The sequence below is a fragment of the Actinoplanes sp. NPDC019969 genome, assembly GCF_055562375.1.
Genome location: NZ_JBVHFK010000006.1, coordinates 497,538 through 519,226, shown reverse-complemented (window position 1 = coordinate 519,226; position 21,689 = coordinate 497,538). Strand labels below are relative to the sequence as shown.

Below are 21,689 nucleotides of genomic sequence, written 5' to 3'. Positions count from 1 at the left end.
GCGGGCCGCCGTCCGGGCGCGTTTCGCCCCGGCGGGCCGGCCGGCCTGGTCAGGTTGACGTGGTGGACGACAAGAGACGGCAGATCCTCGATCAGGCGCTCGCGCTGGTGGACGAGCGCGGGCTGGCGGCGATGTCGATGCGGGCCGTCGCCGAGCGCGTCGGGCTCACCTCGATGGCGCTGTACCCGTACGTCGGGGGCAAGGACGCCCTGCTCGACGGCCTGGTCGATCTGTTGCACCTGGAACTCGGCAGCGCCGTGGGCACCGATCCGGCGGACATCGACTGGAGGCACCGGCTGTGCGCCGTGGGCCGTGCCGTCCGCTCGCTGGCCCGTAACCATCCCAGCGCCTTCCCGCTGCTGCTGAACCGGTCCGCCGCCGGGCCCTCGGCGTCCTGGCTGGCCGGGGCGCTGCAGAGGATCCTGGCCGACGCCGGGGTGCCGGCCGCCGAGGTGCCCCGGACCGCCCGGCTGATCTGCGCGTTCCTGCTCGGGTACACCACCGGGGAGGTCACCGGCGGCCTGCCCGGATCGACCCCGGAAATGCTGGAGGGCGCCGCCGAGTTCGATGCCGACCTGGAGGATCTGGTCCGCCTGGTCGAGAACTCGGCGACGCCCCGCAGCGACGCCGGTCAGCCGGAGCGCGTCAGACGCGCCGGCGGATGAGGAACGCCATGCCGGCCAGCCCGGTCAGGATGACCAGCAGCACCGCCCCGTTCAGCAGGAACAGCCGGCGGAACTCGGTGACGGCCGCGGTGACCTCGCCGAAGGCGCTCGCCTCCTCCTCGGCCAGGTCGGTGCCGACACCGCCGCCGATGCCGCCGCCGACCACGTCCGGCTTGGCCTCCAGCGGAGCGCCGGCGAGCCGCAGCGACTCCGGCATGGAGAGCCTGCCGTAGAACCAGCCCTCGGTCTTCTTGCCGACCGGCTGCTTCGCCGGCCGGTGGGCCCGCGGGCCGCCGGCGGCCAGCGGGTAGAGGTTGTAGATCTGGCTCGGCGCGTCCTTGACGAGCACGGTGACCGTGTATTTCGGGCCGAGCGTCGCGGTCTTCGGCGCCGACGTCGACGACGTCGCCGCGGCCAGCCAGCCGACCTCGCTCATCAGCATCTGGAACAGCCGCGGCCGGTCGTTCTGATCGACCTTGACGGTCTCCTCGAGACCGTTGCCGGTGACCTGGACCGCGTTCGGCTGTGGCGGCGCCTTCGGCGCGGCCTGAGCAGCGGCCGGAGCCATGCCCACCGCCAGCGCCAGCGCCACGGCGCATGCCGCCCCTGCCGCAACCAGTCTGGTCATCGTCCCCCGCACCATCCGACCTCCCCGCCCGTGGATGGACATCAACCCGCTGCTCGTGACCGGTGGTGGCACCGGGCACGGCCCCAGGCCTCCAGCCTTCCCGGACACCGCCCTGCTCGCATCCGGAGACAGGGTGAATTGGAGCCATGTGGGGGATGACCGTGGAGACGAAACGGCCGTTGATCAGCGGGCGAATAGTACCCAGTCCACGCAATCGACGCCTGTTGAGGTCACCCGGCTGACGGAGAGCGTCACCGGATGCGGCGACCGGCTGTAGCGCGCCGGCCGCCGGATCCGGTAGAAGGGTCAGAGACGCGCGCGAGCTGCGGAAATGCGGGCCAGCGTGCGCTCCCGGCCGAGCAGTTCGATCGATTCGAAGAGCGGCAGGCCGATGGTCCGGCCGGTCACCGCGACGCGTACGGGCGCCTGAGTCTTGCCCAATTTGAGACCTCGCGCCTCGCCGACCTGCTCGAGCGCCGCCTTCAGATCGTCGGCGGACCAGTCGCTCAGGGCACCGAAAGCGGCCGCTGCGCCGTCCAGAATGTCCCCCGCGCCCTCCTTCATGGCTTTCGCCCAGGAGGTTTCGTCCCGCACCGGCTCGTCGAGGAAGAGGAAGTCGACGTTCTCGACGATTTCGGAGAGCACCGAGATCCGGGTCTGGGCCAGCGGGGCGATAGTGGCGAACGTCTCGATGTCGAATTTCGCCGCGTCCCACGACGGAGCCGGGATCGTGTCCGTTCCGGTCAGCCACGGAGCGCACACCTGAGTGAACTCGCTCGGCGTGAGCGCCCGGATGTACTCACCGTTGAAGGCGCGCAGCTTCTTCACGTCGAAGAAGGCGGGGGCGTGGTTGACGTCCTCGATCCGGTACTCGGATTCGACGACCGACCACGGGACGATCTCCCGGTCGCCGGACGGGGACCAGCCGAGCAGCATCAGGTAGTTGCGCATGGCGGCGGCCAGGTAGCCCTCGTCCCGGTACGACTCCAGGGCGACCTTGTCGCGGCGCTTCGACAGCTTCTGCCGCTTCTCGTTGACGATCACCGGCACGTGCCCCCACACCGGCGGGGTGTGCCCCAGCGCCTCCCACAGCAGCTGCTGCTTCGGCGTGTTCGGCAGGTGTTCCTCGGCCCGGAACACGTGGGTGATCCCCATGCTCATGTCGTCGACCACGTTGGCCAGCAGGAACACCGCCGAGCCGTCGCTGCGGGCGATGACGAAGTCCTCGAGGAGCTTGTTCTCGAAGGTGGGCTTGCCGCGGACCAGGTCCTCGACCACGGTCTCGCCCTCGTCGGGCGTGCGGAAGCGCAGGGCCCGGCCCTCGCCCGGGCCGAGCGCCCGCTCCCGGCAGAAGCCGTCGTAGCCGGTGTGCTTGTTGCCGGAGCGGGCCACCACGTCGTCACGGGTGCAGTCGCAGTAGTAGGCCTTGCCCTCGCCGTAGAGGCGGGTCGCCGCGGCGGTGTGGTCGGCGGCGTAGGAGGACTGGAAGTAGGGGCCCTCGTACGTCCCGCGCTCGATGCCGATCCAGTCGAGCGCCGAGATGATGCCCTCGGTCCACTCGGGCCGGTTGCGGGCCGCGTCGGTGTCCTCGATCCGGAGCACGAAGACACCGCCGTGCTGCTGGGCGTAGATCCAGTTCTGCAGGGCCGAGCGGGCGCCGCCGACGTGGAACATGCCGGTCGGGGAGGGTGCGAAACGTACGCGAACAGTCACCGCACCAGCGTACCGACCAACCGCCTCAGACGGTGAAGCGCCCGACCAGGCCGGTCAGCTGCTGCGCGGTGGCGGTCAGCTCGTCCGCGGCCCGGTGCGACACCGCCACCGACTCGCGGGTGCTGCGCATCGCCCCGTCCACCGTGCCGATGCCGTCGGCGATGTCCCGGCTCCCGCCGGCCGCCTCGGCGATGTTGCGGGCCATCTCCGCGGTGGTCGCGGCCTGCTCCTCGACCGCCGCCGCGATCGCCGTCTGGTAGTCGTTGACCTGCGCGATCCGGGCCGAGATGGCGTCGATGGCGGAGACCGCGCGGGCCGTGTCGGCGTTGATCGCGGCGACCCGGGAGGTGACGTCCTCGGTCGCCCGGGCGGTCTCCTGGGCCAGCTCCTTGACCTCGCCGGCGACCACCGCGAAGCCCTTGCCGGTCTCGCCGGCCCGGGCCGCCTCGATGGTGGCGTTCAGGGCCAGCAGGTTGGTCTGCTCGGCGATGGCGGCGATCAGCTGCACCACGTCGGTGATCTTCGCGGTGGAGGCGCGCAGCTCGGCGATGACGTCGGCGGCGGCCGCGGTCAGGCCCACCCCGTCCCGACCGGCCTGGGCGGCCTCCTGGGCGTTGTGCGAGATCTCGCTGATCGACGCGCCCATCTGCTCGGCGCCGGCGGCCACCGTCTGCACCACGTGCGACACGCTCTCCGCCGAGGCGCTCACCGAACCGGCCCGGTCGGCCGCGGTGTCGGCGGCAGTGGACATCTCGCCGCTGGTGGCCGCGACCTGCCGGGCGGTCTGCGTCACGGCCTCGGAGGCGCCGGTCACCTCCCGCATCACGGTCCGCAGCTCCTCGGCGGCGGTGTTGAGCGCGGCGCCGGCCTCGCCGATCTCGTCGCGGCCCCGGTCGTCGACCCGGACGGTGAGATCGCGGCCGGCCAGCCGGGTCAGCGCCCCGGTCAGCCCGGCCATCCGGCGCGAGATCCGGGAGGCCTGCTGGTACGCCACGGCCGCCCCGGCCAGCGCCAGCAGCACCCCGGCGATGAGGAACGAGGTCAGCATCGTGCCGCGACCGTCCCGGACGGCGTTCACCGCGGCGGCGGCGTCGGCGTCGTAGCCGCCCACGGTCACCGCCCACTGGTACGGCGGGTAGTAGGCGACCGTGGCGGTGGTGTCCCCGGCGGGCGCGCCGGCCGCTCCGGGCAGCCGGTACTCGGTCTGCCAGGTGGCGCCCTCCGCCAGTTCCGGGGCCTTGGCGACGATCTCCTCGACGTACTTCCTGCCGTCGGCGTCGGTGGCGTCGAGCGCCGTCTGGTCGGCCATGCCGTCGATGTTGGAGGCCACGATCCGGCCCTTGTCGGCGGCCGCGGTGCTGAAGACGGAGACCCAGCCGTTCGTCTGGATCTTGATCTGGCTGATCGTCTCGGTCAGGTTGGCCAGCGCCTCGGCCTGCGGCACACCGACGTAGAGGGCGCCGATCACGTCCCCGGCGGCGTTCTTGATCGGGTCGTAGACCGAGATGAACGGCGTGCCGACGACCAGCGCGACGCCGCGATACGCCGTGCCGTCCTTGATCGCGGCGGCGACCGCGTTCGGTTTGCCGTCGGCGACGGCCGGGATGTACGTCCCGATCGCGCGCGTGCCCTTCGCGGACTTCACCGTCGTGCCGACCCGGAGCAGGTCTCCCGCCGCGTTCATGCGCTGGAAGACCGTGACGGTGGCGCCGGACAGCGCCGCCGTGTCGTCGACGAACGGGGTGGGCCGCTTCAGGTCGGTGTTCTGCCCGAGCCATCGGCCGCCGACCTCGACGCGGGGCAGGGTGACCGTCGTCTTCTCCTGGGTGACCTGATTGGTGGCCGTCCAGGTGGCCCGCTGGCTCGCGTACCGCATGCCGCCGCTCTGGGTGAGGTACACCGAGGCGCTGCTCATGCTGCGGTCGATGCCCTCCTGGAGCTGGTCGCCGACGGTCCGGACCAGGGCGCTGACGTCGGACGTGCTCTGCGCCAGGGCTGCCTGGTTCTGCCGGAGCACCTCCTGCTCGGTGTTGTCGGCGAACCGGCCGCTCTGCCAGGCGCCGACGGCGACCAGCACGAGCGCGGTGACCAGTACGCTTCCCAGTCCGAGCAGGAGCAGCTTGTGGCTGATGCGGAATCCCACCCCTGGATCATCGTTGCCCGGAGGACCGGTTGGAGGCGGAATTCCGGGGTCCGTGACGCGACCAGGCTGTCGTCCGCTCGTTCCCGACGGTAGTCGAGCAGAAACGAGGTGAGGACGATGGGCAAGATCGTCGCAGTGGAGTACGTGACCCTCGACGGGGTTTTCGAGGAGCCGGTCTGGAGCGGGCCGTACTTCAACGCCGAGCTCAGCGCCTGGCAGGCGGCCAACCTGCAGGAGGCCGACGCGCTGCTGCTCGGGCGCAAGACCTACGAGGGGTTCAAGGAGGCCTGGCCGCAGATGGCGGAGCAGACCGGTGACTTCGGCGCCAAGATGAACGGGATGCCCAAGCACGTCGCCACCACTACGCTCACCGAGCCGGAGTGGAACGCCACCTTCCTGCAGGGCGAGGTGGCCGATGCGGTGGCGAAGCTCAAGACCGAGCCGGGCAACCTGCTGATCAACGGCAGCGGGAGCCTCGTCAATTACCTGACCAGGCACAACCTGATCGACGAGTACCGGGTGATGATCTTCCCGGTGGTGGCCGGCGAGGGCCGGAAACTCTGGGAGCCGGGCACGAGGATCGCCCTGGGGCACGCCGGCAGCTGGAAGTCGGAGACCGGCGTCGAGGTCATCAACTACGTCCCGGCGTGAGTTCCCGGGAGGGGCCCGCGGGCCCCTCCCGGATCACCTGCCTACGAGTCGCCGCCGGTCTCGCCCACCGGCGCGGCGTTGACGTCGTCGATCGCGTACTTCTTGGCGGCCTCGGCCGGCACGTGCGCCGGAACCAGGCCGCGCAGCGCCAGCTCGCGCAGCGTCGCCACGGTGACCGACTCGCCGTCCACGTGGAAGTGGCGGCGCAGCGCGTGCCGGGTGTCGCTCATGCCGAAGCCGTCGGTGCCGAGCGAGGTGTACCCGTTCGGGATCCAGCGGCTGATCAGGTCCGGCACGGCCCGCATCCAGTCGCTGACCGCGACCGACGGGCCCTCGGTGCCCTCCAGCTTCTGCTGGATGTACGGCTTGCGCGGCGCGTCGCTCGGGTGCAGCAGGTTGTGCTCCTCCGCCTCGATCGCGTCGCGGCGCAGCTCGGTCCAGGAGGTGACCGACCAGACGTCGGCGCTCACGCCCCAGTCCTCGGCGAGCAGCTCCTGCGCCTTGAGCGCCCAGCGCATGCCGGTGCCGGAGGCGAGGATCTGCGCCTTCGGCCCGTCCTTCTTGGCGCTCTCGCTGAACCGGTAGATGCCCTTGAGCAGGCCCTCGGTGTCCAGACCGGCCGGCTCGGCGGGCTGGATCGCCGGCTCGTTGTAGATGGTGAGGTAGTAGAAGATGTTCTCCTGCTTCTCCCCGTACATCCGGTGCAGGCCGTTCTCGATGATGTGCGCGATCTCGAACCCGAAGGCCGGGTCGTACGCCACCACGGCCGGGTTCGTCGCCGCGATCAGCAGCGAGTGCCCGTCCTCGTGCTGCAGGCCCTCACCGTTGAGCGTGGTCCGCCCGGCGGTGGCGCCGAGCAGGAAGCCGCGGGTCATCTGGTCGGCGGCGGCCCACAACTCGTCGGCGGTGCGCTGGAAGCCGAACATCGAGTAGAAGATGTACAGCGGGATCATCGGCTCGTCGTGCGTCGCGTACGACGTGCCGGCCGCGATGAAGCTCGCCGTGGAGCCCGCCTCGTTGATGCCCTCGTGCAGGATCTGGCCGTCGGTCGACTCCTTGTAGGACAGGAACAGCTCCCGGTCCACGGAGGTGTACGTCTGGCCGTGCGGCGAGTAGATCTTCTTGGTCGGGAAGAGCGAGTCCATGCCGAAGGTCCGGGCCTCGTCCGGGATGATCGGCACCCAGCGGGAGCCGAACTCCTTGTCCCGCATCAGGTCCTTGAGCAGCCGGACGAACGCCATCGTGGTGGCGATCTTCTGCTTGCCGCTGCCGCCCTTGAGGCCGCTGAACGCCTTCGAGTCCGGGATCGCCAGGGACTTGTGCTTCGTCCGCCGGGTCGGGATCGACCCGCCCAGCTCACGGCGCCGCTCGAGCATGTACTGGTACTCGTCGGACTTCTCGCCGGGGTGGTAGTACGGCGGGAGGTACGGGTTCTCCTCGAGCTGCTTGTCGCTGATGTCGAGGTAGAGCCGGTCCCGGAAGCCCTTGAGGTCGTCCAGGGTCAGCTTCTTCATCTGGTGCGTGGCGTTCCGGGCCTCGAAGTGCGAGCCCAGCGTCCAGCCCTTGACCGTCTTGGCGAGGATCACGGTCGGCTGGCCGGTGTGCTCGGTGGCCGCCTTGTACGCCGCGTACAGCTTGCGGTAGTCGTGGCCGCCGCGCTTGAGGTTCCAGATCTCGTCGTCGGAGTAGCCCTCGACCAGCTTGCGGGTGCGCGGGTCCCGGCCGAAGAAGTGCTCCCGGACGTACGCCCCGGACTCGCCCTTGTAGGTCTGGTAGTCACCGTCGGGCGTCACGTTCATCAGGTTGACCAGGGCGCCGTCGGTGTCCGCGGCGAGCAGCTGGTCCCACTCACGGCCCCAGACGACCTTGATCACGTTCCACCCGGCGCCGCGGAAGAACGCCTCCAGCTCCTGCATGACCTTGCCGTTGCCGCGGACCGGGCCGTCCAGGCGCTGCAGGTTGCAGTTGACCACGAAGGTGAGGTTGTCCAGCTCCTCGCGGGCGGCCAGGCCGATCGCGCCGAGCGACTCGACCTCGTCCATCTCGCCGTCGCCGAGGAACGCCCAGACGTGCTGCTGGCTGGTGTCCTTGATGCCGCGGTTGTGCAGGTACCGGTTGTACCGCGCCTGGTAGATCGCGTTCAGCGGGCCGAGGCCCATGCTGACGGTCGGGAACTCCCAGAAGTTCGGCATCAGACGCGGGTGCGGGTACGACGGGAGGCCGCCACCGGGGTGCGACAGCTCCTGCCGGAAACCGTCGAGCTGGTGGGTGGTGAGCCGGCCCTCGAGGAAGGCCCGCGCGTACATGCCGGGGGAGGCGTGACCCTGGTAGAAGATGTGGTCGCCACCGCCCGGGTGGTCCTTGCCCCGGAAGAAGTGGTTCATGCCGACCTCGTAGAGGCTGGCGCTCGACGCGTACGTCGAGATGTGACCGCCGACGCCGATCTCCGGCCGCTGCGCGCGGTGCACCAGCATCGCGGCGTTCCACCGGATGTAGGCGCGGATCCGCCGCTCGACGAACTCGTCACCGGGGAACCAGGGCTCGCTCTCCGGCGGGATGGTGTTGATGTAGTCGGTGGACGTCAGTGGCGGAACGCCGACCTGTCGCTCCCGGGCCTTCTCGAGAAGGCGCAACATCACATAACGGGCTCTCTTGGCGCCGCGTTCGTCGATGACTCCGTTGAGCGACTCGACCCACTCGGTGGTTTCCTCGGGGTCGATGTCGGGAAGCTGGCTCGGCAGGCCATCGCTGATCACCGGGCGCTTGCGCTCCGTGGCCACAGGCAATCCTCTTGGTGTGAGTAGGACGTCCGGCGACCAGCTGCCTCATAGGGTCAAGGTGGCGAATCGCTCGGAAATATCTCTCCATCCTGCCCCCTCACCGTGGGGCCCGTCACGCCTACCGGCCGTTGCAGCGACGCGCGACACACGTACTGACCAGTAACTTTGTGACCCCGATGGGACGTCAGCCGGCCACGAAGGAGAAACGTACCTGGCGGACCGGGTTGTCGCCGTTCGGATCGACCAGGCAGATCGACTGCCAGGTGCCCAGCGCGATCTGGCCGTTGATCACCGGCAACGTGGCGTACGGCGGGATCCAGGCGGGCAGGACGTGGTCCCGGCCGTGGCCCCGGGAGCCGTGCCGGTGCCGCCACTTGTCCTCGGCCGGCAGCAGATCGTCGATCGCGGTCAGCAGATCGTCGTCGGAGCCCGCCCCGGTCTCGATGATCGCCAGCCCGGCCGTCGCGTGCGGGACGAAGACGTTCAGCAGACCGTCCCGTTCGGACGCCACGAACGACGCGGCCTCCCGGGTGATGTCCACGACGACGGGCGCGCCGCCGGTCCGCACGGTGATCACTTCGGTACGCATCGGTCAAGCCTAGGTATAGAGATCCAGCAGCAGGAACGCGGCCGTGGTCCAGGCCAGCCAGCACGCGCAGCGGGTGACCGCCCACAAGATCATGTACACGAGTACACCACTGGATGCGTACCGTCCGTGCAAAGATCGAGCCTCTTCGCAGTGGCAAGGTTGGTTCCGGTCGGCAATGCTGAGATTCGTGACCACCCCGCAAAGCCTCGACGAGCGGTTCCGCGACGCGGTCTCGGCCCTGCGGCCACCGGATTCCGGGCGCCCGCCCGCCGATCCGGTCCGCGACGGCGCCACCCTGACCGGCGCCGGCGCCCGGGACCTCTTCGACGCCCAGCTGACCAGCCGCCACCTCGACCTCGCCGCGCGCTGGCTGCGCAGCTTCAACGAGGGCTTCCACACCGGCGGCTCGGCCGGGCACGAGGGCGACGCGGCGGTCGCCGCAGCGCTGCGCGGCGACGATCCGGCACTGCTGCACCACCGCTCCGCGGCTTTTTATTGCGTACGGGCGGAGCGCCACCCCGGATCCGCCGGCCAGGACCGCACCCGCCGCCTCGAGGACGCCGCCCGGGACGTCCTGCGCGGTGTGGTCGGCTCGGTCCACGACCCGATCAGCGGCGGCCGCGACAAGGTCTTCGGGCACCCCGGCCTGCACCTCGTCCCGGCCGTCTCCACCTCCGGCGGCCACCTGCCCCGGGCCGTCGGTCTCGCCGACGCCCTGGCCCGCGGCGGCGAGCACCCCTGGCCCGCCGACGCGATCGTGGTGGCCACCTTCGGCGACGGCGCGCCCGGCCGCCCCGGTGGCGCCGCCGCCCTCGCCGCCGCGGACCGCCTCGGCGCCGCCGGCCGGCCCCTGCCGCTGCTGCTGGTCTGCCAGGACGACACCCCCGGCGGCCCGCACCCGGACGGCCTGGTCGCCGCGGCCCTGCGGCACCGCCCCGGCCTGCGGTACTCGTTCGCCGACGGCAGCGACCTCGCCGCGGCGTACGACGCGGCGGCCGAGGCGGCCGGTTTCGTCCGCGCCGAGCGCCGCGCCGCCGTCCTGCACCTGTCCGCCGTGCGCCTGCTCGGCCGGCCCGGCGACCCCGACCCCGGCGACGAGGGCCTGGACCGCGACCCGCTGATCGGCGCCGCCCGGCTGCTCGTCGAGGCCGGCCTCTACACCCCCGACGAGGTGATCGCCCGGTACGACGAGGTCGGCTGGCAGGTCCGCAAAGCCGCCGAGGAGGTGCTCGGCGAACCGAAACTGGCCGCCGTCGGCGAGATCGTCGCCACCCTCGCCCCGCGCCGGCCGCTGCGGGTCGCGCACGCCGTCGCCGAACACGCCGACCGCGCCCTCGGCCCCGGCACGCCGGTGCGGCAGCGGATCTTCGGCGGCCGGCTGCCCGAGGACGCCGGCCCGATGACCCTCGCCGAGGCCATCGGCGCCACCCTCACCGACGCCCTCGCCGCCGACCCGCGGATGCTGGCCTTCGGGCCCGCGACCACCCGCGGCGGGCGGTACGGCGTCACCACCGGCCTGGACGAGCACAACGGCGACCGGGTCTTCGACAGCCCGCCGGACACCACCACGATCCTCGGGCTGGCCCTCGGCGCCGGCCTGGCCGGCCTGCTGCCGGTGCCCGAGCTGGACTGCCTCACCGCCCTCGGCGACGCGACCGAGCAGCTGCGGGCCGAGGCGGCCACCATGGCGTACCTGTCGTCCGGCGCCTACCGCAACCCGATGGTCCTGCGGGTCCCCGGGCTCGCCCAGCCGTTCGGCGTCGGTGGCCACCTCGTCAACGACAACACCGTGGCCGCCCTGCGCGACGTGCCCGGCCTCGTCGTCGCGGTCCCGGCCCGGCCCTCCGACGCGGTGCCGATGCTGCGCTCCTGCCTCGCCGCGGCCGAGGTGGACGGCAGCGTCTGCGTCTTCCTCGAACCGGCCGCCCTCTACCGGACGAGGGACCTCTATCAGCAAGGCGACAATGAGTGGCTGGCGCCGTACCCGCCGCCCGGCGCCTGGGCCGAGGATCACGTCCCGATCGGCCGGGCCCGCATCTACGGCCTCGGCACCGCCCAGGACCTGACCATCGTGACGTACGGCAACGGCGTCCGGATGTCGCTGCGTGTCGCCGCCCGGCTCGCCGCCGAGGGCTACGGCTCCCGGGTCGTCGACCTGCGCTGGCTCAACCCGCTACCCGTCGCTGACCTGGTACGGGAGGCCACCGCCACCGGCCGGGTGCTGATCGTCGACGAGACCCGGCGCTCCGGCGGCGTCGGCGAGGGCGTGCTGGCCGCCCTGGTCGACGGATCGTTCGTCGGATCCGTGCGGCGGGTCGCGGCGGCGGACGCGCCGGTTCCGCTCGGTCCCGCAGCCCAGCACGTGCTGGTGGGAGAGGATGCCATCACACAGGGTGCCCACACCCTGCTGGCACGGTAAATTGCCACACACTCGGTGCGCCACTTGCGCACCGGCCCCGGAATGTGTGGACTACCCCCAGGTTCCGGAACATTTTTACGGCATTTTCTGACGGCTAGGAGGATTTGGACAGTGAGCGCGACCGCGGGTCAGGCCGACGGCGTACGCAGCCTGGCGGACCGGTTCGGCCTGGAGCCGAACATGGTGGTCATGGAGATGGGTTACGACGATGACGTCGACGAGGATCTCCGTGACGCCCTGACCGAACGCGTCGGTGACATGGTCGACGAGGACACCGACGAGGTGGTCGATGCGGTGCTGCTGTGGTACCGCGACGGCGACGGTGACCTTTTCGAGATTCTCACCGATGCCCTTGGCCCCCTCGCCGACAACGGCGTGGTGTGGCTGCTGACCCCGAAAGCCGGCCGCGACGGACACGTCGAGCCGAGCGAGATCAGCGAGTCGGCCCCCACCGCCGGTCTCCAGCAGACCTCCACGGTGAACGCCGGCAAGGACTGGACCGGTGCACGCCTGGTCTCCCCCCGGGGCGCCAAGAAGAAGTAGCTCACTGCCACCTCCCCCCAGGTCGGCGCCCACCGCGGGCGCCGGCCCAGCGGCGCGCGCCCATCCGGCGTAGCGATCTTGGCGGGATCCGGCGCGACGACCGGCAGGGCCCGTTCTAGGCTGGGCCGATGCCGATCGACGTGGGCGCGCCGGCCCCGGACTTCGTCCTCAAGGACCAGAACAACCAGGAGGTTCGCCTCTCGGCCTTCCACGGCCGTAAGGCGGTCCTGCTGGTCTTCTACCCGCTCGCGTTCAGCCGCCGGTGCCACGGTGAACTCACCGAGATCCAGCAGAACCTGCCGGACTACGTGAACGAGCACGTCCAGGTGCTCACCGTCAGCGTCGACTCGTCGTACAGCCACAAGGTCTGGTCCGTCCAGGAGGGCTTCGACTTCCCGCTGCTCGCCGACTTCTGGCCGCACGGCGCCGTCGCCACGTCCTACGGCGTCTTCGACGGCGAACGCGGCATCGCCAACCGCGGCACCTTCCTCATCGACAGCACCGGAACCGTCCGCTTCGCCGAGATGACCGGCCCCGGCGAGACCCGCGACCAGAACGCGTGGCGCGCCGCCCTCGCCACCCTCGGCCCTCGATCAGCGGCAGGGTAAGATGACGGCTCCGGTCATTGCCGGGCGCGTAGCTCAGTGGGAGAGCACCCGCCTTACAAGCGGGGGGTCGTAGGTTCGAAACCTACCGCGCCCACGCGGGACGGATCCCTCTGTCCGCAGAACGCGCGGACCGGGGTCCGCGCTTGCCAGCTCCGGGGGCCGAGCCCCCGGAAGCCCCGCGTTACGGTGCGTGCGGTCTGCCGTGAGTCTTCCGGCGGGCCTTTTGTTTCTCCGCTTCGCGATCAGGGTCTTGGTGGTACGCCGTTGCCGGTCAGGCGGGACAGCCAATGGTGGTGGGTCCTCGCGAAGGGCTCGGTGGGGGTGCTCAGCGCCTGATGCAAGTAGGCGGCGGCGTCGATGGCCTCGGTGACCACGTCGGCGGGGTAGCCGAAATGCTCCCGATGGAGGAGGAACTCGTCCTCGTCGTCGGTCTGGACGCGGCCGCCGGTGCGGAAGCGCAGGACGTCGATGTCCAGGTCGATCACCGTGTAGCGGGGGATTCCCAGGGGGGAGACGTCGCGCTCGGCGGGGGTGGCGACGTCGCAGTAGACGTCCAGGCGGTTCGGGGCGGCCAGGAACATCGCCATCCACCAGCCGTCGTGGGGGAGCAGGCGGACGGCGTGTTCGCGGGTGCGCTGGCGGCGGCGCCAGCCGTAGCTGTAGTGGACGACCGAGCCGCGGGGCGTGCCGATCCACGTGCCGAAGTCGTCGGTGCCGAGGAGGTGGCCGGTCACGCGGCGGTGCGGGCGGCCGTCGTACTTGCGCAGGACCAGTTCGGCCGGGGTCACGCGGTTCGGGGTCACGCGGTGCGGGGCCGGAGTCACGCGGTGAGGATAGGCGGTCCCCATCGGGGCGTGTGGGTTTCGGGTGCGTGGGGCGGCCGAACTCCACACGCGGTGACCCGGCAACCGGGCGGTGGGGAAGAGGCAACCGGGGTGCAACGGGTGCGGGCTCATGACGGGCCGGGCGGAACCGATTCTTGATTTCGTCCGCCGGGGAGACCCGCGGTGGGCGGGTCCGGGCCGGTGTCCCCTCGGCGGCCGGGGCCCGCCCTGATGAACGGGGACAGCGACACCACGGAGGCCGACGTGACCACGGACCTGCACGCCGGTTTCGACGACGAGAAGGTGGTCGTCTCCCCGTACCCTCTCAAGCTCCGCAGTGGCCGCGCCCGCCGTGAGCGGACCGGCAGCCTGATCGAATTCGTCCCCCGGCCGCCCAGCGGGCGCAGCCGCGAGGAGCGGGTGACGCGGACCGCACGCGTCGCCCTGCCGCTTCTTCTGATCGTCGCCGGGCTGAGCGCGGCCGGGCTGAGCTGGTGGCTGGCGGCCGGTGGCGGCGCCGCGCTGGTGGTGGCGTTCTGGCGCGCGCAGGCCCGGGCGGCGCAGCAGGCGGCGTTCGCGGTGCCGCGCGACACCGATTCGCTGGTGCTGTGGACGTTGCCGGAGCGGGCCGCCTTCCAGGGCGCGTTGGCCGCCTCGGAGCGGGTCCGGCGGACCTGGCCGGCGCTCGGCGACATGATCGACCCGGCCGCGGCTGACCGGTCCCTGACGCGGGCGCTGCAGGAGCTTTCCGAGGTCCTGGCCCGGCGTCAGGAGCTGCGGCGGTTGCGGGAGGACCTTGCGGGGGTACGCGACGCCGACATCCCCGTGGACAGCCCGGCGAGGATGGCCGCCGACCTGCAGGACGAGCGGGCCGGTGCGGCGTGGCGTGAGGCCGGCGCCGCCGCCAACCGCATCCTGCGCGGCATCGACGTGGCGGCCCGGGCCGGCGAGAGCTTCATCCGTGAGCGGCAGGTGGCGGCGACGGCCCGGCACGCCGAGCGCACGCTGGCCCGGGTGACCGGCGCGGGCCCGGTCGGCGAGAGCGGCCCGGAGTTGGCGGACCGTACCGAGGCCGTGATCGCCGCCTACCGCGACCTCGCGAGGTGAGAACCCCCGGCTGGCTCTGGTGGCTGTCTCGCGCGCGCCGAGACAGCCACCAGAGCCAGCCGGAGGGATTCATTCAGCAAAGTTCATCCTCTGGGGTGATGCGGCCGGGAGCGACCTGCGGGAACCTTGTCTGGTGACAGGTGTTCCCGTGTTCAGGCGACTTTCGGGCTTCAGGCAGCTCTCCGCAGTGTGGACAGTTGCCGGGGCACCACGACGGCGCCCGCCCGGCGATCGTTCCCGAGCGCGGCGATCAGTTTCTCCTGCACCTCTTCCGGGTCCGGCAGGCGCCACTGTGACCGGTCCGGATGGATCTCCCAGCGGACCTGTCCCTCGGGCATCCGGCTGGGCGGTGCGGGGATCCACGAGCCGGCGCCGTGCCGCACGACGTCGATCCGCCGTTCCAGCTCGGGCCGCAGTGGGCCGCCCGGCCGTGTCAGGAACATCCATCGCCCGCCCGCGGTCACCGCGACCGGTCCCACGTCCGGCCCCCGGCGTCCCACGGACGCGGGGACCTCCAGGACGTCGAAGGACGTTCCCGTGGTCAAGAGGACGGTGTGCGGCAGGCGCCGCCACCACGCGGCGATCCGGACCGGATCGTCGCTCGCCGAAGCGGCCCACTCAGTCAGGGCCGGATGGCATCCGGTGATCGAGCAGCCGGGTCGACCACAGTCGAACCGGTGGCCGGTGAGATACGAGCCAGGAGTCACGGACCACCCGTGCGCGGCATAGCGCAGCGCGGCCCGGCGCAGCAGGGCCCGGTCGAGGATTGACGGTGGGACGAACGGCTGACGGCTTGTCCACTGCATGGCTCGATACCCCCGGATCGGGCTGGAGTGCCGTTACCTCACCACGACGGTCGTCGTTGGGTTCGGCAGATCCACCCTTTGCAACTTGCAGAAAAAACTACGAGCATCGGTGAGCAGGCGATCACACACGCTGTGCGATCCGCACACGCGTGGAAGGTCCACACTGCGAGTGACACCGGATGGCTCAGCCCGGCGGAGACTCCGCCGGTTGAGTGGGGGAGGCACCGTGGACGAGCTGCCGATCGGCCGCCGCGTCGCCTATTGGCGGGGCCGACGCAAGATGTCCCAGCAGGTGTTCGCGGACCGGCTGGGCAAATCGAAGAGCTGGGTCGACAAGGTGGAGCGCGGGGTCCGCCGTCTCGACAAGTTCTCAGTGGTGTACGACATCGCCGACGTGCTCCAGGTCGATGTCACGCTGTTGCTGGGCAAGGAAGTGGAGCGCAAGCCGGAGACACAGAACTGCATCGACCAGGTGGAGGTCGAGGAGATTCGCGCCGCTCTGGAGCGTTATGACCAGATGAGTGCGTTCTTCCAAGCAGTGCCACATTCGCCACCGCTGACGGAGATGCGCAAAGCGGTCAGTCATGCCTGGCTGACCTACCAGCACGCCAAGTACGGGGTCCTGGCGCGCGCCCTGCCCAAGCTGCTCCGTGACGCCCAGGCGGCGGACAGCGCGCATGCGAGCAGCGACGAGGCGAACGTCGCCGCGCACCTGCTCGGGCAGGTCTATCAGATCGCCTCGTCGGCGCTGCGCAAGGTCGGCGAGCACGAGTTGTCCTGGCTGGCGGCGGACCGTTCGATCGCGGTCTCCCAGCGGGCCGGTGACCAGTTGCTGGCCGGCCTGGCCAGCTACCGCGTGGGGAGCGCGCTCCTGGCGCTCGGCCGGGTCCGGCCGTCCCTCGAGGTGAACGTCAACATCGCCAACCGGCTCGCGCCGGTGGGCCCGTCCCGGCCCGGCGAGGATCAGCTCTCGGTGTACGGGATGCTGCTGCTCAACGGCGCCATGTCGGCGGCCCGGATCGGCGACAGCGCGACCGTGCGGGACCTGCTCTACGGGGCCGAGCAGGCGGCACGGGAGCTGGGTGGCGACTGCAATCACTACTGGACCAGTTTCGGGCCGACGAACGTGCAGCTGCACCGTTGCGCGACAGCGGTCGAACTGGGTGACGGGCGACTGGCCGTCGAAGCCCACGAGAACATGGACAAAGCGGGCTTCCATGCCATGCTCCCGGAACGCCGGGCGCACCACTATCTCGACATCGCACGGGGCTACACGCAGATCGGCGATGTGGAGAAAGCGGGCGAAATGCTCCTGGAGGGCGATCGTCTCGCCCCCTCGGAGATCCGGTGCCGGCCCCTCGCTCACGAAGTCCTTTCCGACGTGCTCCGGCGTACCCGGGGCACGCCGCCGGCTCCGATAGCGGAGCTGGCCGAACAGATGGGAGTCGGTGTATGAGGGGAGCCTTTAGTCCGCTTTGGGGCGGCGGGTGGGGGGTCCGCGAGTGATGACGGGTAACCCCTCACCCGGTGTGCTGTACGTGCTCGTGTGCGGTTCGCCGATGGCCCGGGACGTCGGGATCCTGGTCAGCCATGCCCAGAGTGAAGGCTGGGATGTCTGCGTGGTCACGACGCCGGACGGCCGTAAGTTCGTCGACGTGGCCGCGCTCCAGGCCCAGACCGGGCATCCGGTCCGTTCCGACTACAAGAGTCCCGGCGACCCCGACGTGCTGCCGCCGGCCGATGCGATGATCGTCGCCCCGGCCACCGTCAACACGGTCAACAAGTGGGCTGCCGGGATCACCGACACGCTCGTGCTGGGTCTTCTCGTGGAGGGGTACGGCTACGGCGTCCCCACCGCGGTGGTGCCGTACACCAACAAGGTCATGGCCTTGCACCCGGCACTGCACGAGAGCCTCGCGAAACTGCGTGACTGGGGGGTGCACGTCCTCTACGGGGAGGACGTGTGCCGTCTCGGCGGCCCGGGGCAGACCGATCGTTTCCGGGGACAGTTCCCCTGGCGGCGTGCCCTTCAGGCGGTCAGCAACCCGATCGCGGCGGCGAGCCGAGTCGAGCCGGGGGCGCTTTCCTAGCGGTATAGGGTTCCAGTCGTGACCGACTGCACCGTCCGAGCGCTGGTGGATGCCCTTGATGCTCGCTTCCCGCGGAACTGGGCGGAGTCCTGGGACCGGGTCGGGCTGGTGCTCGGTGAGTTCGAGCACCCCGTCACCCGGGTCCTGTGCGTCGTCGACTGCGTTCCGGAGACGGTCGAGCAGGCTCTCGACCTCGGCGCGGACCTGATCGTCGCCCACCACCCGCTGTTCCTGAAGCCGGTGTCGTCGATCGCCCCGGACACCTTCAAGGGTGCTCTCGTGCACCGGCTGATCCGTGCCGGGGTGGCGCTCTACACCGCCCACACCAACGCCGACGTCGCCAATCCCGGCGTCTCCGACGCGCTCGCTGCCCGGCTGGACCTGACCGGGTTGCGCCCGCTGGTCCCGGCCGAGGGGGCCGCCGCCGGTGACGGCCGTGGCCTGGGCCGGATCGGGGAGCTGCCGGAGCCGCTGACGCTGGCCGCGCTCACCCGGTTCGCGGCGCGGCGGCTGCCGGCGACCGCGGCGGGCGTGCGGGCCGCCGGCGACCCGGAGCGGCTGATCCGCACGGTCGCCGTCTGCGGTGGCGCGGGCGACTCGTTCCTGTCCGACGCGACCCGGGCGGGCGTCGACGCGTACCTCTGCGCCGATCTGCGGCATCACCCGGTGAGCGAGCATCTCGCCGCGGGTGGCCCGGCGCTGCTCGACGTCGCGCACTGGGCGAGCGAGCGGCCCTGGCTCGACGACGTGGCAGTCTGGCTGCGCGACGCGTTCGACCTCGACGTCGTGGTGTCGGACGTGGACACCGACCCCTGGACCGTCCATGCGATTAGTGATGACTTGGAGACCCGCCCGTGAAGGCCGCCCCCGAAGCCCAGCGCCGCCTGCTCGACCTGCAGGCCGTCGACACCACCCTGGCCCAGCTCGCCCACCGGCGTAAGTCGCTGCCCGAGCTCGCCGAGATCGACGCGGTCGCGCGGGAGATCTCGGCCCTCGAGGACGAGCGGGTCCGCGCCCAGGTGGTGGTGGACGACCTGGACCGGGACATCTCCCGGCTGGAGAAGGACATCGACCAGGTCCGCCAGCGCAAGGACAAGGACCAGAAGCGCCTGGAGGCGGGCGGGTCGCTGCGCGAGCAGGAGGGTCTGCAGCACGAGCTGACCTCGCTGAAGCGGCGGCAGTCCGAGCTCGAGGACGCCGAGCTGGAGCTGATGGAGCAGCGGGAGTCCGCGGAGGCGGCGCTGGCCGAGGTGAAGGGGCGGCTCGCGGCCGCGGTGGAGCGGCGCACCGACGCCGAGCGCCGCCGCGACGAGGCGTACACCGACATCGCCAAGGAGCTGGAGTTCAAGACGCAGGCGCGCGGGCCGCTCGCCGCCGACCTGCCGGACGACCTGGTCACCCTGTACGACAAGATCCGCACCGACACCGGGATGGGCGCGGCGCTGTTCTACGCGGGCCGCTGCGGCGCCTGCCGGATCGAGCTGTACGGCGCCGACCTGAACCGGGTGAAGTCCTCGCCGAAGGACGAGGTGGTCCGCTGCGAGGAGTGCCGCCGGATCATGGTGCGCACCGCGGAGTCGGGCCTATGAACGTCATCGTCGAGGCGGACGGCGGATCGCGGGGCAACCCGGGCCCGGCGGGGTACGGCGCGGTGGTCATGGCCGCGGACTCCGGCGAGGTGCTGGCCGAGCGGTTCGACGCGCTCGGCATCGCGACGAACAACGTCGCCGAGTACTCCGGCCTGATCGCCGGGCTGGCCGCTGCCGCCGAGCTGGGCGCCACCCGGGTCACCGTCCGGATGGACTCGAAGCTGGTCGTCGAGCAGATGTCCGGCCGCTGGCAGATCAAGAACGCGGGGCTGCGGCCGCTCGCGGCGGAGGCGGCGGCGCTGGTCGGGAAGTTCGCGGCGGTGACGTTCGAGTGGATCCCGCGGGAGCGCAACAAGGCGGCCGACGCGCTGGCGAACCGGGCGATGGACGGCGTCACTCAGGAGGCCGAGCCGGCCGCCCCTCCGGTGAAATCCTGGGCGCCCCCGGCGTCGACCGAGGAGGCGACCCGGATCATCCTGGTCCGGCACGGTTCGACCCCGCTGACCTCGCAGGGCCGCTACTCCGGGCGGGGTGACGTGCCGCTCACCGACGAGGGCGAGGCGCAGGCGATGGCCGCGGCCGGCCGGGTCGTCGGCATCTCGCAGGACGTCGCGGCGGTGCTGTCGTCGCCCCTGTCGCGGTGTACGCGGACCGCCCAGCTGATCGCCGACGCGGCCGGCGGGCTGCCGGTGACGATCATGGACGATCTGATCGAGTGCGACTTCGGGCTGTGGGAGGCGAAGACGTTCGCCGAGGTGCAGGAGCGGTGGCCGGACGAGATGAACGCGTGGCTGGGTTCGACGAGTGTCGCCCCGCCGGGTGGGGAGTCGTTCCAGGCGGTCGCGAAACGGGTGCGGGGGGCTCTGGCGACGGTGCTCAGCGCGTACCCCGGCAAGGTCGTCGTCCTGGTCTCCCACGTGTCGCCGATCAAGCTGATCCTGCGGGACGCGCTGGCGGCGGGCGACGCCTTCCTGCACCGGCTGTTCCTGGACGCGGCGGGTGTGTCGACGATGGACGTGTGGCCGGACGGGAACATCGCGGTCAGATCGGTCAACGAGACCGCGCATCTCCGATAACTGGATATTGACCCTCGCAGGGCGGACGTTTAACTTCCTCGATTAGGAAACTTTCTTCAACGTTTCGCCCTGGAGGGCTCATGCGCGGTTTCACCCGCCGCCTCGTCGCCGGGGTCGCGGTAGCCTCGGCTGTCGTGGCTGCCGCACCCGCTCCCGCACAGGCTCACGGCAAAGACTCGTACGTCAAGGTCGGTTACTTCACCCAGTGGGGCATCTACGGCCGCGACTTCCAGCTCGCCGACGTGCAGCAGTCCGGCGCGGCGGCCCGGCTGACCCACCTCAACTACGCGTTCGGGCCGGTCACCGCCGACGGCGTGTGCGCCTCCGCCGACCCGTGGGCCGACTGGCAGACGTCGTTCTCCGCGGAGAACAGCGTGGACGGGGTGGCCGACGTCGCGGGCCAGCCGTACGCCGGCAACCTCAACCAGATCGCCGAGCTCAAGGCGAAGAACCCGAAGCTCCGGGCGCTGATCTCGCTCGGCGGCTGGTCCGGGTCGAAGTACTTCTCGGACGCCGCGCTGACCGGCGCCTCCCGGAAGAAGCTGGTCACCTCCTGCCTCGACCTGTGGATCAAGGGCAACCTGCCGGGTCTCGCCGACGGCATCGCGGGCGGGGTCTTCGACGGCGTCGATCTGGACTGGGAGTGGCCCGGCTCGTCCGGTGAGGTCGGCAACATCATCCGGCCCGAGGACAAGCAGAACTTCACCCTCCTGGCCGCCGAGTTCCGGGCCCAGCTCGACCGGCTCGGCAAGATCAACCGGAAGAAGTACCTGCTCACCGCGTTCCTCCCGGCGGCGCCCGCGAAGATCGAGGCCGGGTTCGAGGTCAACAAGATCTTCAAGTACCTGGACTTCGGCACCGTGCAGGGCTACGACTTCCACGGCACGTGGGAGCCGCGGACCAACCAGCAGTCGGCGCTGCGGGTACCGGCCGGCGCGCCGGACAACCCGGACTTCTCGGTGGAGAACACCATCAACACCTGGGTCGCCGGTGGCGCGCCGAAGCGCAAACTGGTGCTCGGGGTGCCGTACTACAGCCAGGGCTGGACCGGCGTCACCGGCACCGGCAACGGCCTCTTCCAGCCGGCCGCCGGACCCGCGCCCGGCGTCTTCGCCAACGGCACCGAGGACTGGAAGACCCTCAAGAAACTGCCCGCCCAGGGCTTCACGGTGCACCGGGACCTGCGCAACGGTCACGCGTGGCTGTTCGACGGCAACACCTTCTGGACGTACGACGACCCGGCCGTCCTGCTGCAGAAGTCGCTCTACATCCGGGCCAAGGGGCTCGGCGGCGCCATGATGTGGTCGCTCGACGGCGACGACGAGAAGGCGTCCCTCACCAAGGCCATCGCGGCCGGCCTGCGCTAGTTCGGCGACGGCGAGGCGGTGTGTCCTTTCGGCGCACCACCTCGCCCGTTCGGCGCAGCGAGTATCGCCCGATCGTCCACTGTCTCGTTAG

Annotated in this window: 19 protein-coding genes and 1 tRNA gene; 13 read left to right on the top strand and 7 right to left on the bottom strand. The window is 71.0% G+C overall.

Going from position 1 to position 21,689, the window contains the following annotated elements:
- Window positions 1–62 precede the first annotated feature (62 nt).
- The gene (locus ACZ3II_RS21080) at window positions 63–665 is read left to right on the top strand and encodes a TetR/AcrR family transcriptional regulator (protein WP_465519357.1); all 603 of its coding nucleotides are present in this window, start codon (window positions 63–65) and stop codon (window positions 663–665) included.
- Here the strand turns inward: ACZ3II_RS21080 and ACZ3II_RS21075 are convergent.
- The 3 genes from ACZ3II_RS21075 to ACZ3II_RS21065 all read right to left on the bottom strand — a co-directional run bounded on the left by ACZ3II_RS21075 (window position 646) and on the right by ACZ3II_RS21065 (window position 5,149).
- Window positions 646–1,293: a hypothetical protein gene (locus ACZ3II_RS21075; protein WP_465519356.1), complete on the bottom strand. Its 648-nt coding sequence runs from the start codon at window positions 1,291–1,293 to the stop codon at window positions 646–648. The two genes, ACZ3II_RS21080 and ACZ3II_RS21075, sit on opposite strands and share 20 nt — an antisense overlap.
- 306 nt (window positions 1,294–1,599) lie before the next feature.
- Window positions 1,600–3,006 carry a glutamate--tRNA ligase gene (gene gltX / locus ACZ3II_RS21070; RefSeq protein WP_465519355.1) on the bottom strand — a complete coding sequence of 469 codons (1,407 nt, stop codon included), beginning with the start codon at window positions 3,004–3,006 and terminating at the stop codon, window positions 1,600–1,602.
- A gap of 25 nt (window positions 3,007–3,031) precedes the next feature.
- The gene (locus tag ACZ3II_RS21065) at window positions 3,032–5,149 is read right to left on the bottom strand and encodes a methyl-accepting chemotaxis protein (protein ID WP_465519354.1); all 2,118 of its coding nucleotides are present in this window, start codon (window positions 5,147–5,149) and stop codon (window positions 3,032–3,034) included.
- 117 nt (window positions 5,150–5,266) lie between these two features.
- Here ACZ3II_RS21065 and ACZ3II_RS21060 point away from each other — a divergent pair, with 117 nt between their 5' ends.
- Window positions 5,267–5,800, top strand: coding sequence for a dihydrofolate reductase family protein (locus ACZ3II_RS21060; protein ID WP_465519353.1), 534 nt, complete (start codon window positions 5,267–5,269; stop codon window positions 5,798–5,800).
- A 41-nt stretch (window positions 5,801–5,841) separates the two neighbouring features.
- Here the strand turns inward: ACZ3II_RS21060 and aceE are convergent, their stop codons facing one another.
- Both aceE and ACZ3II_RS21050 read right to left on the bottom strand, forming a co-directional pair.
- On the bottom strand, window positions 5,842–8,580 hold the full coding sequence (gene aceE / locus ACZ3II_RS21055) for a pyruvate dehydrogenase (acetyl-transferring), homodimeric type (RefSeq protein WP_465519352.1): 2,739 nt from the start codon (window positions 8,578–8,580) through the stop codon (window positions 5,842–5,844).
- Window positions 8,581–8,764: 184 nt separating this feature from the next.
- Entirely contained in the window at window positions 8,765–9,169 is a 405-nt protein-coding gene (locus tag ACZ3II_RS21050) for a YjbQ family protein (RefSeq protein ID WP_465519351.1), read from the bottom strand.
- A gap of 175 nt (window positions 9,170–9,344) precedes the next feature.
- On the opposite strand from ACZ3II_RS21050, the gene ACZ3II_RS21045 reads away from it, so the two are divergent.
- The 4 genes from ACZ3II_RS21045 to ACZ3II_RS21030 all read left to right on the top strand — a co-directional run bounded on the left by ACZ3II_RS21045 (window position 9,345) and on the right by ACZ3II_RS21030 (window position 12,833).
- Window positions 9,345–11,588, top strand: coding sequence for a transketolase C-terminal domain-containing protein (locus ACZ3II_RS21045; RefSeq protein WP_465519350.1), 2,244 nt, complete (start codon window positions 9,345–9,347; stop codon window positions 11,586–11,588).
- A 111-nt stretch (window positions 11,589–11,699) separates the two neighbouring features.
- Window positions 11,700–12,131 carry a DUF3052 domain-containing protein gene (locus ACZ3II_RS21040; protein WP_043525386.1) on the top strand — a complete coding sequence of 144 codons (432 nt, stop codon included), beginning with the start codon at window positions 11,700–11,702 and terminating at the stop codon, window positions 12,129–12,131.
- A gap of 128 nt (window positions 12,132–12,259) precedes the next feature.
- Window positions 12,260–12,739 (top strand): peroxiredoxin, encoded by a 480-nt coding sequence (locus tag ACZ3II_RS21035; RefSeq protein WP_465519349.1) that lies wholly within the window; start codon window positions 12,260–12,262, stop codon window positions 12,737–12,739.
- A gap of 22 nt (window positions 12,740–12,761) precedes the next feature.
- Window positions 12,762–12,833: transfer RNA gene (locus ACZ3II_RS21030), tRNA-Val, on the top strand.
- A gap of 148 nt (window positions 12,834–12,981) precedes the next feature.
- On the opposite strand, the gene ACZ3II_RS21025 is transcribed toward ACZ3II_RS21030, so the two are convergent.
- A complete protein-coding gene (locus tag ACZ3II_RS21025) occupies window positions 12,982–13,563 on the bottom strand; it encodes a DUF402 domain-containing protein (protein ID WP_465519348.1) in 582 nt (193 codons plus the stop codon).
- A 264-nt stretch (window positions 13,564–13,827) separates the two neighbouring features.
- On the opposite strand from ACZ3II_RS21025, the gene ACZ3II_RS21020 reads away from it, so the two are divergent.
- Window positions 13,828–14,670 (top strand): hypothetical protein, encoded by an 843-nt coding sequence (locus tag ACZ3II_RS21020; protein WP_465519347.1) that lies wholly within the window; start codon window positions 13,828–13,830, stop codon window positions 14,668–14,670.
- 170 nt (window positions 14,671–14,840) lie between these two features.
- On the opposite strand, the gene ACZ3II_RS21015 is transcribed toward ACZ3II_RS21020, so the two are convergent.
- A complete protein-coding gene (locus ACZ3II_RS21015; protein WP_465519346.1) occupies window positions 14,841–15,476 on the bottom strand; it encodes a bifunctional DNA primase/polymerase in 636 nt (211 codons plus the stop codon).
- A gap of 226 nt (window positions 15,477–15,702) precedes the next feature.
- On the opposite strand from ACZ3II_RS21015, the gene ACZ3II_RS21010 reads away from it, so the two are divergent.
- From ACZ3II_RS21010 to ACZ3II_RS20985, 6 genes are all read left to right on the top strand, one after another.
- On the top strand, window positions 15,703–16,932 hold the full coding sequence (locus ACZ3II_RS21010; RefSeq protein ID WP_465519345.1) for a helix-turn-helix domain-containing protein: 1,230 nt from the start codon (window positions 15,703–15,705) through the stop codon (window positions 16,930–16,932).
- A 49-nt stretch (window positions 16,933–16,981) separates the two neighbouring features.
- Window positions 16,982–17,566 carry a flavoprotein gene (locus ACZ3II_RS21005; protein WP_465519344.1) on the top strand — a complete coding sequence of 195 codons (585 nt, stop codon included), beginning with the start codon at window positions 16,982–16,984 and terminating at the stop codon, window positions 17,564–17,566.
- An 18-nt stretch (window positions 17,567–17,584) separates the two neighbouring features.
- Window positions 17,585–18,424 carry a Nif3-like dinuclear metal center hexameric protein gene (locus tag ACZ3II_RS21000; RefSeq protein ID WP_465519343.1) on the top strand — a complete coding sequence of 280 codons (840 nt, stop codon included), beginning with the start codon at window positions 17,585–17,587 and terminating at the stop codon, window positions 18,422–18,424.
- The gene (locus ACZ3II_RS20995) at window positions 18,421–19,155 is read left to right on the top strand and encodes a zinc ribbon domain-containing protein (protein WP_465519342.1); all 735 of its coding nucleotides are present in this window, start codon (window positions 18,421–18,423) and stop codon (window positions 19,153–19,155) included. Before ACZ3II_RS21000 ends, ACZ3II_RS20995 begins: the two co-directional genes overlap by 4 nt.
- Complete coding sequence (locus ACZ3II_RS20990) at window positions 19,152–20,231, top strand: bifunctional RNase H/acid phosphatase (protein WP_465519341.1); 1,080 nt, start codon at window positions 19,152–19,154, stop codon at window positions 20,229–20,231. The genes ACZ3II_RS20995 and ACZ3II_RS20990 overlap by 4 nt, the downstream gene beginning before the upstream one ends.
- 80 nt (window positions 20,232–20,311) lie before the next feature.
- Window positions 20,312–21,598 (top strand): glycoside hydrolase family 18 protein, encoded by a 1,287-nt coding sequence (locus ACZ3II_RS20985; RefSeq protein ID WP_465519340.1) that lies wholly within the window; start codon window positions 20,312–20,314, stop codon window positions 21,596–21,598.
- Window positions 21,599–21,689 lie beyond the last annotated feature (91 nt).